Below are 15,043 nucleotides of genomic sequence, written 5' to 3'. Positions count from 1 at the left end.
GCATGGGGCATGGGGCATGGGGCATGGGTTATTCCCCTTGTGCCTTGTCCCCCTTGTCCCCCTTGTCCCCAATACCCAGTCCCTACACTGGTGACAATACCTTGATCTTGTCTTCTAAAGAGTTCATCAAGGACTGGAAGGGCTGGATAAACTTGTCAATACCATCGATTAACAGTTCATCCATTACGTTATCGAGATCGATGTTGATGTCGGGATCTTTGAGGTTTTCGATTAGCGTGTAAGCTTTGTCTACATCAGTTTCTAAGCGATCGCTTACGTTACAATGATCGGCACAAGCTTTAATCGTCGCTGGTGGTACGGTGTTGACGGTATCATGACCAATCAACTCTTCGATATACATCACGTCTCTGTAGTCGGGGTCTTTGGTGCTGGTGCTAGCCCAAAGTAGCCGTTGTTGTGTAGCCCCTTTTGCTGCCAAATCTTGCCAACGCTCGCTTCTAATGATTTTCTTGTATTCCTGATACGCAATCTTAGCGTTAGCGATCGCTACTTTTCCTTTAACAGCTCTTAGCTTTGCTTCCACAGAAATATCATCAACGCCTTTTTTCAACTTAGCATCAATCTTGCCGTCAATGTTGCTATCGATTCGGCTGAGGAAGAAGCTAGCGACTGAAGCAATTTTACTGATGTCCTTACCTTCAGCCACCCGTTTTTCTAAGCCCCGAATATAAGCCATTGCTGTGTTTACATAGCTTTCTACAGAAAACAGCAGCGTAATATTAACATTCATCCCTTCGGCTATTACCTGTTCTACTGCTGGCAAACCAGGTTCTGTACCAGGAATTTTAATCATCAGATTTTCCCGACCAATTTCTTGGAAATAGCGGCGGGCTTCGGTTATGGTTGCTTCAGTATCATGGGCAATGGTTGGCGGTACTTCAATACTCACATAACCATCTAGTCTATTCGAGGCTTCATAAACAGGGCGTAAAATATCACAGGCATTACGGATATCTGCAAAAACTAGGGATTCGTAAATTTTGTCTATGGGTAAGCCAGCCCGAACTCCGGCTTCGATATCGGCATCATAAATAACGTTACCAGCGATCGCTTTTTCAAAGATAGCTGGGTTTGAAGTAATCCCAGATATACCTTGATTTTCAACCATGTCTTTGAGTTCACCTGATTGAATAATGTCACGGGTCAAATTATCCATCCAGATACTTTGACCGTATTGGTTAATTTCTAGTAGATGATTGGTAGACATAGCTCTAATTTGTTTCACTCCTGTATAGTGATGTTTCTAAGTAAATTTGGCAAAACGCATCAAATATTGATGGTTACTTTTGAATTGTGGCGTTGCCAATCACTTATTGCATCGGCCAGCTGAGATAATCCTTAATTGATCTTCAAAAAGCGCTATTTTGCATTCCCAATCCTAAATCACCATGATTAACGTTTAATTAATGGCAGATGAGAGTACGGCACAGAGGAAATAAGTCACTCTTATAAAACGTCTAAAACCCTTACGTAACAGTAATTACGAATTACGAATTACGAATTACGAATTGTCTTCTAGTGTCCGTTTTGAATAAAAGACTCCACCTTTGCGACATCCTCTTTGCTACCAATAATTAAAGGGGTGCGCTGATGCAGTTTTTTTGGTACCACATCCAAGATATTTACCAGTCCTGTAGTAGCACGGCCACCTGCTTGCTCAATTAAAAAGGCGAGAGGAGCAGTTTCATAAAGCAAGCGTAATTTTCCTTCTGGGTTTTGAATTGTGCCTGGGTAGAGAAACACGCCGCCTTGAACCAAAATTCTATGGATGTCGCTCACCATTGCGCCACTATAACGAGCGCTGTAGCCTTCTGTGCGATGAACGTAGCGAATGTATTCTCGAATCGATTCTTCCCACTGCCAAAAGTTACCCTCGTTCACGCTGTAAACAGAACCGTGGTTAGGAATGCGAATATTTTCTTCTGTGAGAATAAACTCTCCTAAGCTGGGGTCAAGAACAAAGGAATGAACGCCTTTACCTATAGTATAAACCAGCATTGTGCAAGGCCCATACAGGATGTATCCGGCAGCGAGTTGCTTACGTCCGTTGGTGAGGAGATCAGTTGCCTTACCATCGCTATCAGTTCCTTCTTGTTGGCGAATGGCGAAAATGGAACCTAAGCTGAGATTATTATCAGTGTTGGATGAGCCATCAATTGGGTCATACAGCAGGGTATAGCGGCCAATGGGGCAATTTTCGGGAATGTAATAGGGATTTTCCATTTCCTCAGAAGCGAGGCGACAGACTAAGCCGCTTTGCTTAAACACTGAGATAAATACATCATTGGCATAGACATCCATCTTTTTGACGGATTCGCCTTGGACATTAACTTCCCCAGTAAATCCCAGAACGCCTTCCATTAAACCAGCGCGACTCATGCGACGAGCAACCAGTTTCCCGGCCAGGGCGATGCGATTCATCAGCGCACTTAAATCCTGTGCATCTGGCGAAAAACTCTGAAGTTGTTGGAGGACGTGACGGGATAAGGTTGTACAGTCACGATCTAAGGCTCTGTCTGTAGCATCGTAGGCAGATAAGTCTAAAGATTCTGGCGCTTTAGTCATTTTTATGTTCTCCGCAGCCACTAGCTGTTAATTGGGTTTTAGTCATCTATAGCAACTTATAGTTGCTGCTTCTATCTTAGAAAGGTAATTTGATAACTTAGATGCGACTTTAGATAAACTAAAGAAATGAATCTTCAGTTACCCCTGCACCTAGAGCCTAGCTACTTCGACTTAACACGACTTTCTGAAGCGGGCGGGTATGGCTACACATCCTATCAACAAACTAAAATCCCCACATTTGCGGCAGGGACTATAGCTTTACTCTGAAACATTAATACGAAACTACTATCAGATTTGCCCAAGGCAAGCAATCTGCCTGGTTAACTAAGATACTTTTGGTTGCTGCCAGATGATGAGTTTCAATTCAGGGCAGTAGTAAGCCTCATCACTGATTTGGTGTTCGTGGTCAGCTATCCAATCATAAATTTGTGTTGCTTTTGCTAATGCCACTTTTTCTGAACGATAAAGCTGAGGAGTAGGGCAGTAGGCTTGGCCATTGATGTGTATAGCTGCAATCTGCCAATAATCGCTCTCTGGTACAACTTCTAAAAACCCGTTACTGTAAGGCTGGATTATTCCTATATTCATCTACAACCATCAAACTTTTTAACATTGGCCACAACAAAGCCGATACCAGCCAATTCTTCCGAGTCAAAGCTGGAATCACCAGGGAATGCAGTCGCAACCCCTGCTAATGATTTTGGGTTCGTAGTCAATGGAAATCTGAATTATTGGTCACTTTTTTGGCTTGATTCCGTTATTGGCAGGAATAATGGCACAAGGGACTGGTCGGCGCGGCTACATTGTGATTGCCCAAACTCAGAGTGTGGCTGGATAGATGATAATCTGTAGAGCGAACCAGCAATTCGCAGTACTCACCCGAAATAACCGCACAAAAGGAGTAAATTTATTATGTCCCGTCTGCTAACAGCATTCCGGCAGCGATTCTTACGGAGTATCGCTTTTGCAATACTCTTAACTTTGATTAGTAGTTTAATACTTCCTGGGGCTACTTGGGCTGCTTCTAGCTTGGGAGTTGATAATGGTCATCTTAGTTCTTGTCCGGCTTCAGACAACTGTGTTGTCAGTCAAAACGCAGATGAAAAACACGCCATCGACCCGATTCCTTATCATGTAGACCGCAATGCAGCTAGAGAAATCTTACTAAAAGTTATCGGTGTTGTTCCCCGTACAGAAATTGTAGAACAAACAGATAATTACATCCACGCTCTTTCTAAAAGCCGCATCTTCCAATTTGTTGATGATGTAGAATTTTATTTACCTCCTAATGAGTCAGTAATTCATCTGCGCTCGGCTTCGCGCGTGGGAGAATCCGATCTTGGTGTCAACCGCAGACGAGCCGAGCAAATTCGTCTGGCTCTACGCGATTTAAACATTTGATTTTGTCGCTACTTATTCTCATTTAACTGATAGAAGTGCGATCGCAATACCATTTAAAAATTTATACTTAGTGGAGAAATCTCAGACTATCTGCAATGATTGTGCTTTCCATACCTTAGTAGAAGAAGCGATAAAATGCATTCACCCTGGCGAATTTGGGGTTAATTGTTCTACCGTCGTTTTCTGCAATTCATTTGAGCCAGCACTCATAATTGACAGTCCTTGCGTGACATACGGCAATGATGATGAATCACTTCAATTGCGTAGGCGCAGCAAGTAAGCCTTTGGCATTTCAACTTATGTTGCTATTTATGGTAATATAAAAGGTCTTGGGCGATTAGCACAGGGGTAGCGCACATCCTTCACACGGATGGGGTCACTGGTTCAAATCCAGTATCGCCCACTTATACACAGACAAAATCGAAACTTCAATGGCGTAGTTGGTTCGTTACACTTAGCACAACTATTACGTAATACCGTACCGCGCAAGAAACGAAACTGCGATGCCTACGGTGGTCACTGAGCTTTGCCGTACCACTTGCCTACGGCACGCTCCGCGAACGTGGAAGCAGGCTACGCGCAGCGTTTCGTAGAGAAGTGCGGGCTACGCCTACGCAGTACTTGATATCGAGTCAGTGCCTTACTGTTGCTCTATCAAACAATTGTCGATAGCTGTTTTGCAAAATAGGCTTGGTAGAGTCCGTAACGAGGTAAGACGCGATCGCTCTCAAAGCGAATTAATCCCAAACCTTCAAGCTTGTAAGTGTCAATAGGATTAAGATAAATATCTTGCTTTGCTGCCACAATTTCAGCATAGGTCTTTGCCAATCTAGGATTTTCTTGCAGTTTGAGCCAGTGTCGCCATAAATGATATCTGTAGATGCCACCATTGACCATCGCATCCTCTATTATTTCTTGCAGGGTCATTTCTTGAGAGCAAAGATAGTACAAACTAATCTGAATTAGTGCTGGATGTCCTCCTACTAGTGACATCAGTTTGGCAAAATCTTTAGCTTTAAACGAGTCTAAACCATACCGCCTAGCTAAATCTTCTACTTGTGGTTGAGTAAAATCGTTCAGACGAATAGGTAGACCAATATTAAAAGGAGAGAGGTTAATATCCATAGAGATGTACTCTTCGGTTGAGTAAACCATTACTAACCTCAGCTTTTGCCAGTTGGGATTGTGTCGTGCTTCCTCACACCATGACCTCAACAAAGCAAAAAACTCGTGACAAATGTGAGGATATTGAAAAAAACGGTCAACTTCATTAAACACCAAAACCACTGGGTTTTGACATTGCTCGAGCAAATAGTTTTCTAAATAGAAGCTGCTACTCAAGTTGTAGCCAATTTCTTCATTCCATTTTTCTTTGAGGTTGGGGTCAATACCTAACCCTGTTGCAATTTTCCAGCAAAGACGACGCAACAGTTTATTTAAATCAGTTAGACACTCACTATCGAATTGGTAGCAATTTAGATTCACAGTGTGATACCCAAGTTTCTGTGCAAAGGCACAAAGCCGCAACACAAGAGAACTTTTACCCATCTGTTTGGGGGATCTAATCCGAATCACACAGCCACTAGTAGTTACTTCTCGATAAACCTTTCTCTCTAGTGGAGGACGTTCAATATAAAAGTGAGAATCTAAAGGTACGGGGCCATCCGGGTATGACCAAAGACTTTCTATCTGTTCAATTTGTGTGTGATGTTCTTCGACAAATGAGGTTAATTCAGAACGTTGAGATAAATCTTTTTCTATATTTGCAATAGACAATAACTCAGATGTTTCAGTCTCATTTGCTTTATTAACTATGGTGTAGTCTTCGCTATGTAATTCTAGATTAAAAGCGCTAAAGCAGAGTTTTATAGTTTTTTGATCTACACTTTCACTTAAAGACCATAATTTGCTCAAAGTTCTACTAGAAACATGAATGCGCGAACTTATTTCTTCTAAACTCAAGTGTCCGCCTTTATTTTCTACTATCTCCACAGAAAGAATTGCTGATTGTAACCGTTTAATTCCTGTGGATGTTAGTACAACTCCTCGTCTGCGTTTAGTTTTATACATTGCTGTTACAGGTATTTATGATAAATGAGTGTCACAAGCAATAATTTTTTCTATTTGCCTACTGATACTGGAATTGAACGTAAAAATTTTTGATACACTATTGTTACCTACGGTCACGGGCCGCAGACACAGGGCAGTTTTTCTCCTGCCTTCATTGATGGACTAAGTTACATTATATTAGCTTGATAGTAAAGACTGACATCAATTATCTATTTATCCTACTTTTCCTACTTTTCCCACTTTTCCCACTTTTCAACTCGGTGTTTTGATGGTATTCTTGCAAAAACTCTCTGATGAAATAAAGGACTTGTATTTGCCTGAATTTGTACAAATGTCATTAAATAAATAATGTAATATTTTTAACTTATATAATTTATGACTTTTTTGTTGGTCTGTTGCAAAAATATTATCGCTTTAGTATAACTCTAAGTATTGAGTATTACAGCAGTTTGCAGCTAAATGAGGTACAGAACCAAGGAAGGATTCACAAATCAAATTATTCTTCTCCCTCCTGCCTCCTGCCTCCTGCCTTCTGCCTCCTGCCTCAAAACCAGTGACTTTGTACCTCATGCAAAAGAAAACTGCTGTAATAGTTGTAGAACTACTTGTAATCAAAACTTGGCAGAAATTATGCACAAGCAAAGTCCACAGATATACGACTAGATGATGTATTTTTAGTAGCCATTTATACTTATTTGTCAGACAAGCAATGCAGAACTTATTTAACAGATGTATTCTGATTACTAGTTCCTATTAAGAAAAGAGAAAATTTTCTAACTGTCTTGATACCCATTGAGGAGTGAAAACACTCCGGTAAATCGGATTTTTAACTCTCAGATAGCCGTTATAATTTTCCACCAAACCAGATAGCAACAGTTCTGTCTGTTCTTCACTATTATCGGCTGGTATCAAGTTCTCTATCGAGTTCCTATTCCTTAGTTCCTCTACTTGTAACACCTGTTGATAAATTTTTAATAACTTTCGTGCTTTGTGTTCGTCAAAAAGTAAGCGATCTCTTATGGTACGGAGATGTTGAGGTTCATCTTGGAATTCCCAATATTGAATAATGTGCGATCGCACCAATTGTTCTATCCAATATCCTTCAGTACCATTCGGTATGGTAATTGTTGCCTTATAACTTTCTAAGGCAACTTGCACAACTAACTGACAAAGCTTTTGCGTGAGAAACGGCTGTCCTCTTGTCCAATAAATAATATACTGCAATATTGCCTGTGGCTGGCTGACTACCTCTTCTAAACCTTCAGCTAAGGGCATAGCTTCATGTAATTGAAAGTCACATAACTTAATTGCTTGACCAATGTTAAAGGGAGTTCGATGTCGATCGGCAATTAAGTTAGATGGACTGGCTACACCAAACAAAGCAAAACTCAAGCGTTGAAAGTTTGGGTTGTGTGCTTGCTGCTCATAACAGTAACGAATCCAGATAAAAAAATCGCTGACCGGGAAATTCAAACTTAGCAGGCTATTAATATTATCCATAAAGATGAAAATGCGATTATTTTGAATTTCTCTCAGCAACACCTCTTCAACAAATTGATACAGTCGTTGTACAGGATCAAGCTCTGATTGTTGCTCCCACCAACTCCCAAAGTTAATCCGTTCTGTCAGATTTAACTTGTGAAACAAGCTGAAAATAATGCCTTTATACCATTGTATAGGTGTAATTTGATTAGTACCTAATAGAGCTAAACTCAGATAAAGACATATATGATTTTCTTTTTCTAAGCGATGAATAGTTCGGTGTAGCAGAGATGATTTGCCTGTTTGGTGGCAGTTGAAGACATAACAAAAATCTCCTGTTTTTAATCCAGTATAAATTTGTTCGTCTGCTTGACGGACAATATATGTAGAGTCATCATACTTCAGGCTACCACCAACTTGATATCTCATAGTCAAGTCAACCCTATAAATAGGGATACTTGTAATTGTTTAAACAATTTTATATTTAAAAATATCAATATTTTGATAGGCTTTAGCTCTTATTTCTATTATTTTTAATATTATTTAAGTGTTAAATGTCTTATCTTTCCTTGCATTATCTGATGGCGATCGCCCTGTTTCATCACCCTCAGAAAATAGCTGATTACTAATTTTTATGCTATATGCCAAGCTTTCTGAATCATTGCACTTACTTCCTCTAAATTTTGTTTAAATTAAACTATAAACAAAGCAAATTTTTTTTTTAAGATAAATAAAGAGCAATCGCTCAAGAAGAAATAGTCCTAAAGTTAAGAGGATGTCTGAAAAGTATCAAATATTTATTGATCCCCCCTAACCCCCCTTAAAAAAGCTACGGTGTACACACAAGTCTGAAATAGCTGATTAACCAAAGTTTTACCCCACCCTAACCCTCCCCTTATAAAGCTTTGGTNGCAGGGCTGATTCATTCCATTTCAAACAGGATTTGTCAAGATGGTTAGCAAGAAAATTGTAAGTAAGCGTGACGAAGAGATGAACATTTAAGCACTGAAATATCAGTAAAATAGTTGGTTTCATCGGCACGCTAGTAACAAAATAACTAATTTTTAATCGCTAGAACCCTTGATTTTTCAAGCTCTTTGGGGAATGAATCAGCCCTGCTTTTTAAGGGGGATTTAGGGGGATCTGCAAGGTTTAGGTGTATACAAAAAAACTTTTCAGACATCCTCTAATCACAATATCATTTGCAGACTTATCTTCTCTTAGCTGAAAATAAAAATCAAGGAAAGTTAAGGCATTTAAGTAAATTTTTGAGATAGTTAAGACAGTTAATAAAAAAGTAAGTTATGGTTTGAACTAAAAACTTAAAAAAATTCTTAACCTCATATTTTGCACCTGGAAACATAGATGTAAAAACTGTGACTTTACAGTTTAACACCGGGAACTAGTCTAAGTCTCGGTAGCAAACATGGGTTGATAAATTAAAATAATGAAGCAATTATTCTAAATCAAGGAAATGCGATTGTTACCTCGTAATAAAAAGCCTTAATTTACTCAAATTTATAACTGACCTTGAGATTTCCTTTTTGACGTTTTGCTTTAGTAACTACTACATTTTTTAATTCATTAAGTGATTTTAAATGAGTCCCCCCACATGGAGTTGGATGAAGATTGCCAATTGTCACTACTCTCAAAGGTTTTCCTGGAGGTAAATTATTGGAGATATTAGACCAACGTACTGCTAATTCTTCAGGCGTAATTAGTGAAGCTTCTACACTGCTAACTTCATTTAAAGCTTCACTAATTTTTGTATTAACTTCAGCAATAAATGTTTCTGTATTTTCAAACGAAGGGCTTCCTTGAAACTCTACATAGGAACCATCTGGAAAATGATACCCTTTAACTGCGATTAGATTTTTATCAAGGGATTCGACTATGGTGTACATAAGATGTCCAGCTGTATGAGCCTTAGTATTCTGCATACGACGGGCTTCATCAACAGATAAAGTTACCTCTTCGCCTTTTTCTAAGGATACAGATGAAAAATCTCCATAATGACGAACATCTCCATCTACAAAGCTTACGAAAGTGATTGGAAGCTGAACTCCTTTTGCTTCAATAGTGCCTATATCTGAGGGCTGACCACCACCCTGTGGATAAAACACAGTGCTATCGAGTACACAATAATAACCCCGCTCATCATTGGTAACATACTCAACATGAGCCTTATCAGTAAATTTATAGGTGTCTTCAAGATAAGTAAGTACTGTGGACATAGATAAATCTCTCTACTTGGCTTTAATAACGATGATTACTAATTTTATCCCTTAAGTAAGTCGGTGAGAAAAATTCAATGTATATGAATAAATATAAATTAGCTGGAAATATTAGCACCGACTTACTTATAGGTTCTAATTAGCCTTTACGACCAAAAGACTAAATCACCTCCTGGCATTTTTCCAATAAAAGAGCTAATTGTTATACGTTCTCCAATGCCTGGTAAGACTTCATGAAAATTACGGCTGTTAAAGATGACCAAATCTCCTGCCAGTGGAATATTATGTTTTACTTCTGAAGTGGCTATTAAGGAATAATCGTAGCCATACGAACCAGGAGTTTTATATTTTTCATCTTCGGGCTGCCACTGTCGGTTGTAGACTTTGCAGACACCTCCTTGGCTAGGCGCTTTTACATAGAGATTCCATACTAACTGTGAGGTAATATTTCCTATTCCCCAATCTGGAGCATCTAATTGAGCAAAGTCTATATGTAATAAGGCAACATTAATATGACGTATCAATCCGGCAAAATAATACTCACAGGCTTCCTTTTCGTAAGCAATCTGTACTTGATTTGATACATTCTGACGTAGAATTGTTGCCAAACGTTTTAGCGGGTCAAAAGAGAAGGAAGCCACCTGATTATAAGTTTTCTTGGCTTTTTTAACCACATCAAAGTATCTCAACTTATCCCTATTTCTATGTTCAAATTGGGTAATTCCAATTCTTCCTATTGGGGGTTCCACATTTTTATAAAAATCAAAGCCAACTTTTTCAATTGCCAGAGCTAATTTGTTACATTCTTCAGATGAAGCAAATTGAGAAATGCGAATTGATGGAATATCATTTCTCAGCAATGCTTGGAAATTTTCCGGGTTCATTTCACAGTCATTTAAGGTTTGCCACTTAGTTGCTCTTAGCATGGTAAATTTCTCACTCTTCTTGTAAATTAAATTGTTATAAGACTTTTTTATTTCATATTTAAGCTATCAAAAAGTTTGGCGATTGTGATAATCCACAAGAAGAGGGGAACTTGCTTTCTCCCCTTTCTCTCGCACAAGTATCATTTCATTAAAAAATTTGAGGATTTTAAATGTTTGCCAAAAATTGCTTCATCTTAGCCCCTCGTGGATGGTAGGCGCTAAACTCTCACCCATTTCAACACTTTGGGATCTTTATCATAGCGATAGGTTAAGCCGTCCCTAGTAGTGATAGATTCCCCTTTGCTTGCCTTACTTCTAATAGTGGAAACGGAATAGTACGTTAATGCATTCATTTCCTTATGAGAAAGTCTTGTACTTGTACTGATTTCTAACTCATTTTGAGATTTATCTTGAGATGAATTATCTATTATGATTTCGGTATTTTCGGAAGTATTAGTAACAATTTGTTTTGCTTTTTGCAACCGATAATCCTGCACAGGTAAAAGTTGCCAACTGGAATCTTGTGCCAGTTCTAAAACCCATTGATGATAATTAAATAGACTTTCTCTATGTCCAACACTAATAAACGTTGTTTTCGTATCTTGTAACTGTTGATATAAACTTCCTTCGTTTGTTAAATCTAAGGCACTTGTTGCTTCATCTAAGATAGTAAAGTTAGGATGAGTAACTAACAGTCGTGCAAAGGCAAGGCGTTGTTGTTCTCCCAGAGATAATATATTTTCCCAAGGAACTTCAGTATCAAAGCCTTCAACTCGACTTAGCAAGTTTTGCAAGTTTACTTGTTGCAAAACGTCTTTAAGTTCTGCGTCGGTCATTTGACGATTCGTATTAGGATAAAGTAACTGTTCGCGCAAAGTCCCTAAAATGATATAAGGCCGTTGGGGTAAGAATAATACTTCTTTTAGGGGAGGTCGTACCAAACGGCCAGTTCCCGCATTCCACAAACCAGCGATCGCTCTCAACAGAGAACTTTTACCTCGACCACTCGGCCCGATAATTAATAAACCTTCTCCAGGCTGAACGTTCAATGACAAGTCTTCAACGATTACCTGCTCATAGTTAGGCGTTTGTAAGGTGACATTCTCAAAAGCGAGATGGTTTTCTTCTATTGTTTTAATAGTACTGACATTTTCGGGTTGTTTGGTAACTGCTTCTAAGGCATCTGAAAACTCAGATAAACGCTCAACATAACTAGAAAATCTTCCAGAAACGCCAAATTCACGGATTAATTCTTCTAAAGCACCAGCAAACATATAGCAAGCTGAAATAGCTTGTCCAACTTGTCCGAAATCAATTTCACCTTTAATATATAAAGGCGCAAGTACTATGAGTGTGATAAATTCGATAGCAGCCCGATATCCTCTGTTAAAAATTTCTTTACTTCTTTCCCAATCAATCTTCTGTTTAATATCTTTTATTAAATTAATAAATCGGCGTTGAATTATATTTAGTTCCTGTTTTTCTCCTTGAAAAAAAGCTATGGATTCAGCGTGATTACGAATATGAGTTAGGGCATAAGCATAATCGGCTTTAGATTCAAGTTCCGCCTGATTAATCTTAATCAATCCTTGATTTAAATAAGCAGCAATTAAGTTGCCTATAATCGTATAGACAAGCAGAGCAACAGCTATTTGTTGAGAAATTGTCCAGACAACTATTAAAAAAGTTATCATTTCTAGTATTTTTTCTAGCAAAGTAGCTGAAAAGCTGAGGGCACTACTAGTAATTGGTTCAATTTCTTGAGATAAACGTTGATCTGGGTTATCAAGATCGGCTTTAAAATTAATTTTATAATAAGCACGCTTGTTCAAATATTTATTTAAAATGTGATTATTCAGCCATTGATACCAGTCAACAGCGATTTGTTTTCTAACAAATTTAGTAAATCCTACTAAAAGCGTTATCGAAACAAGCCCAACAGCATAAATGGATATATTATAAGTAAATTTAGAATAATCTTTTTCTTGAATGATCACATCGATCAAATAGCGATAAATAAAACTATTAAAAGTAGTTACAGCTACGAGTGCGATGATTAGTAATATTAGGAGAATAAGCATTCCCCAGGCGCGAATAACGTCTGAGAATGCTCTTTCGCCTGATTTTGTTGGATACCAGTAAGGCCCAGCGATCGCTTTTACATCTTCCCAGAATTGGATAAAACTTGAAAACGCATTTGTTGCGGGTTGAACTTGAACAACTTGGGTTGGCATATTTGAGAAAAAAATTAAAATCTTTTATCAAAATTAATACTTTTTAGTGTTGACTAATCAGTAATAATCACCGAATAAACAATCCCACTCAACACTAATTTTTCAACTGATCTTACCTAATTGTTGAGTGCGGCTTAAAGCAGCAAGCACTGCATTAGAAATGACAGTTCGCATACCACCTTTTTCTAACTCGTAAAGACCAGTAGCAGTCACTCCCCCAGGACTAGTTACCTTGTTTCGTAAGACTGCTGGATGTTCATCAGTCTGAAACATAAGTTCTACACTGCCAGCAATAGTATGCAATGTTAGCTCTTGGGCTTGTGCGCGAGTTAAACCCATCTGAACCCCAGCATCAATCATTGCTTCGATGTACAAAAATATAAACCCAGTCCCGGCGCTACTTAACGCCGTTGCCATATCAAGGTAGTGTTCATTTTGAGTAGCAAATTCCTTGCCTAATGCTTGTAAAATGACTTGGGTATGCGATCGCTGTATCTCTGTCACACTTGATGATGCGCTCCACACCGTAGTCCCATGACCAACTTGTACTGCAATATTCGGCATTGTACGCACAACAGCAGGATGATTCAACCCTTGGCACAGAGATGAAATACTTACTCCACCCACAATACTAATTACTAAAACATCAGGTGAAATTTTATCCTTCAACATAGCCATAACAGAGGCTAAAACCTGCGGCTTCACTGCCACTATCACAATAGATGCGCCAATAACCGCTTCTATATTGGAGGTTGTAGTACGTACTCCATATTCCCTCTCTAAATGAAGGCATCGCTCAGAAACTGGATCGCTGACTATAACTAGATCGGGTTTTTGAACAATTTTCGTCGATAACAATCTACTAATTATCATTTCGCCCATCGTGCCACCACCGAGAAAGGCAATTTTTAAATCTCCAAGCATATATTCTCCTTATTTAATATGTTGTTGGCATCAAGATATATTGGGCTGAATCACTGCTTTTAATACAGAGCCTTGCTCTACATCTGCCAGCGCTTGATTAATTTCTTGTAGTGTGTATGAACGACTAATTATGCTTGACCAAGCAATATTTTTTCTGGAATCACTATGACGTTTTAGTAATTCAATCATTCTGTAAAAATGGCTAAAATCAATTCCCCAAGTCCCGCGAATATCAATATGTTTTAGATTAATTTCCAGGTGGGGATTGATGAGAATCTCACCCGTGTTTGTGTAATGCCCGACAATAACATAGCGACCTCCATTTCTCGTCATATTCAAACCCTCTTTGACAGCGATGGGAATGCCTGTGGCTTCAATAGTGACATCAGCACCGTGTCCGTGCGTCAATTCCAAAACCCGTTCAATATGTTGTTGTGGATCGTTAGCCTCAATTACAAGGGTTTCATCTACACCAAAAGATTTGGCAACTACTAAGCGACTTTCATATTTATCAATGACAATTACTTTACCCGCACCTGAAAGCAAAGCTAGAATTGCCACACTCAAACCCACAGGCCCGCAACCCTGCACCACGACAACATCACCAATTTGAATCTGCGCTCGATCAATAGCGTGTAGTGCAGTTGGTAAAGCACATCCTCCAGCAATGAATTGCTTTGGCGAGACTTCTTCGGGTAAAGTTAAAACTTTAACTCCTGGTTTGAGGTAAATTAGTTCAGACCAACCGCCCAGTAAGCCATCATTTGCGGAGTAGGTGACACCATAAACTTTGCGTTGTGGACAGCGAGTGGATGCTTTGGCTACCAGACAATACCAGCAGTTGTAACAGGTTTCGTGTACATCCAAAAAAGTAGCGATCGCTCCAGGCTGAATTAATTTACCATTGACATCACTAACCGGCCCACCTGTTTCTACTACACGACCGACTGAGAAGTGTCCAGGAATAATTGGATAGGGTACTCCCTCTAAATGCCCACGTAGTAAATGTACATCAGTTCCACAAACCTCAGAATATAAGGTTTCAATAATGATTCCACCCTTTTCTAGAATCGGGTCTGGTAATTGTTGTACTTCAACTGGTTGATTAGGTGCAGTCATCACAGCTGCTAAGGGCATAAATCATTACCTCACTATATTTGGACAAGCGGCAGGGGGCAGGGAGCAG

Annotated in this window: 12 protein-coding genes and 1 tRNA gene; 2 read left to right on the top strand and 11 right to left on the bottom strand. The window is 39.0% G+C overall.

All coding sequences use genetic code 11. From position 1 onward, the window contains the following. Window positions 1-82: 82 nt before the first annotated feature. From tal to CDG76_RS38925, 4 genes are all read right to left on the bottom strand, one after another. Window positions 83-1,228 carry a transaldolase gene (gene tal, locus CDG76_RS00945; protein ID WP_094347244.1) on the bottom strand — a complete coding sequence of 382 codons (1,146 nt, stop codon included), beginning with the start codon at window positions 1,226-1,228 and terminating at the stop codon, window positions 83-85. 308 nt (window positions 1,229-1,536) lie between these two features. Beyond that, entirely contained in the window at window positions 1,537-2,586 is a 1,050-nt protein-coding gene (fbp, locus tag CDG76_RS00940; protein ID WP_094347243.1) for a class 1 fructose-bisphosphatase, read from the bottom strand. Between the two features lie 324 nt (window positions 2,587-2,910). Continuing rightward, the gene (locus CDG76_RS00935) at window positions 2,911-3,174 is read right to left on the bottom strand and encodes a hypothetical protein (RefSeq protein WP_094347242.1); all 264 of its coding nucleotides are present in this window, start codon (window positions 3,172-3,174) and stop codon (window positions 2,911-2,913) included. Next, window positions 3,171-3,302: a hypothetical protein gene (locus CDG76_RS38925; RefSeq protein ID WP_262984294.1), complete on the bottom strand. Its 132-nt coding sequence runs from the start codon at window positions 3,300-3,302 to the stop codon at window positions 3,171-3,173. Before CDG76_RS38925 ends, CDG76_RS00935 begins: the two co-directional genes overlap by 4 nt. A 196-nt stretch (window positions 3,303-3,498) precedes the next feature. Between CDG76_RS38925 and CDG76_RS00930 the strand changes: the two genes are divergently transcribed. Both CDG76_RS00930 and CDG76_RS00920 read left to right on the top strand, forming a co-directional pair. After that, on the top strand, window positions 3,499-3,987 hold the full coding sequence (locus CDG76_RS00930; RefSeq protein ID WP_094347241.1) for a DUF1499 domain-containing protein: 489 nt from the start codon (window positions 3,499-3,501) through the stop codon (window positions 3,985-3,987). 331 nt (window positions 3,988-4,318) lie between these two features. Further along, window positions 4,319-4,390 (top strand) — tRNA-Val (locus CDG76_RS00920). Between the two features lie 251 nt (window positions 4,391-4,641). Here CDG76_RS00920 and CDG76_RS00915 read toward each other — a convergent pair. The 7 genes from CDG76_RS00915 to CDG76_RS00885 all read right to left on the bottom strand — a co-directional run bounded on the left by CDG76_RS00915 (window position 4,642) and on the right by CDG76_RS00885 (window position 14,994). Continuing rightward, entirely contained in the window at window positions 4,642-6,057 is a 1,416-nt protein-coding gene (locus CDG76_RS00915; RefSeq protein ID WP_094347239.1) for an AAA-like domain-containing protein, read from the bottom strand. Between the two features lie 753 nt (window positions 6,058-6,810). Further along, entirely contained in the window at window positions 6,811-7,968 is a 1,158-nt protein-coding gene (locus CDG76_RS00910) for an AAA-like domain-containing protein (protein WP_094347238.1), read from the bottom strand. A gap of 1,079 nt (window positions 7,969-9,047) precedes the next feature. After that, entirely contained in the window at window positions 9,048-9,773 is a 726-nt protein-coding gene (locus CDG76_RS00905; RefSeq protein WP_094347237.1) for an alanine--tRNA ligase-related protein, read from the bottom strand. A 146-nt stretch (window positions 9,774-9,919) separates the two neighbouring features. After that, complete coding sequence (locus tag CDG76_RS00900; RefSeq protein WP_223265091.1) at window positions 9,920-10,657, bottom strand: 2OG-Fe(II)-dependent halogenase WelO5 family protein; 738 nt, start codon at window positions 10,655-10,657, stop codon at window positions 9,920-9,922. 260 nt (window positions 10,658-10,917) lie between these two features. Further along, window positions 10,918-12,933: an ABC transporter ATP-binding protein/permease gene (locus tag CDG76_RS00895; protein WP_094347235.1), complete on the bottom strand. Its 2,016-nt coding sequence runs from the start codon at window positions 12,931-12,933 to the stop codon at window positions 10,918-10,920. A gap of 102 nt (window positions 12,934-13,035) precedes the next feature. Beyond that, window positions 13,036-13,857 carry a pyrroline-5-carboxylate reductase gene (gene proC, locus CDG76_RS00890; RefSeq protein WP_094347234.1) on the bottom strand — a complete coding sequence of 274 codons (822 nt, stop codon included), beginning with the start codon at window positions 13,855-13,857 and terminating at the stop codon, window positions 13,036-13,038. A 30-nt stretch (window positions 13,858-13,887) separates the two neighbouring features. Continuing rightward, window positions 13,888-14,994 (bottom strand): zinc-binding dehydrogenase, encoded by a 1,107-nt coding sequence (locus CDG76_RS00885; RefSeq protein ID WP_094347233.1) that lies wholly within the window; start codon window positions 14,992-14,994, stop codon window positions 13,888-13,890. Window positions 14,995-15,043 lie beyond the last annotated feature (49 nt).

Source organism: Nostoc sp. 'Peltigera membranacea cyanobiont' 210A (assembly GCF_002246015.1).
Lineage (GTDB): Bacteria > Cyanobacteriota > Cyanobacteriia > Cyanobacteriales > Nostocaceae > Nostoc.
This window is presented reverse-complemented; position numbering and strand designations above follow the sequence as displayed.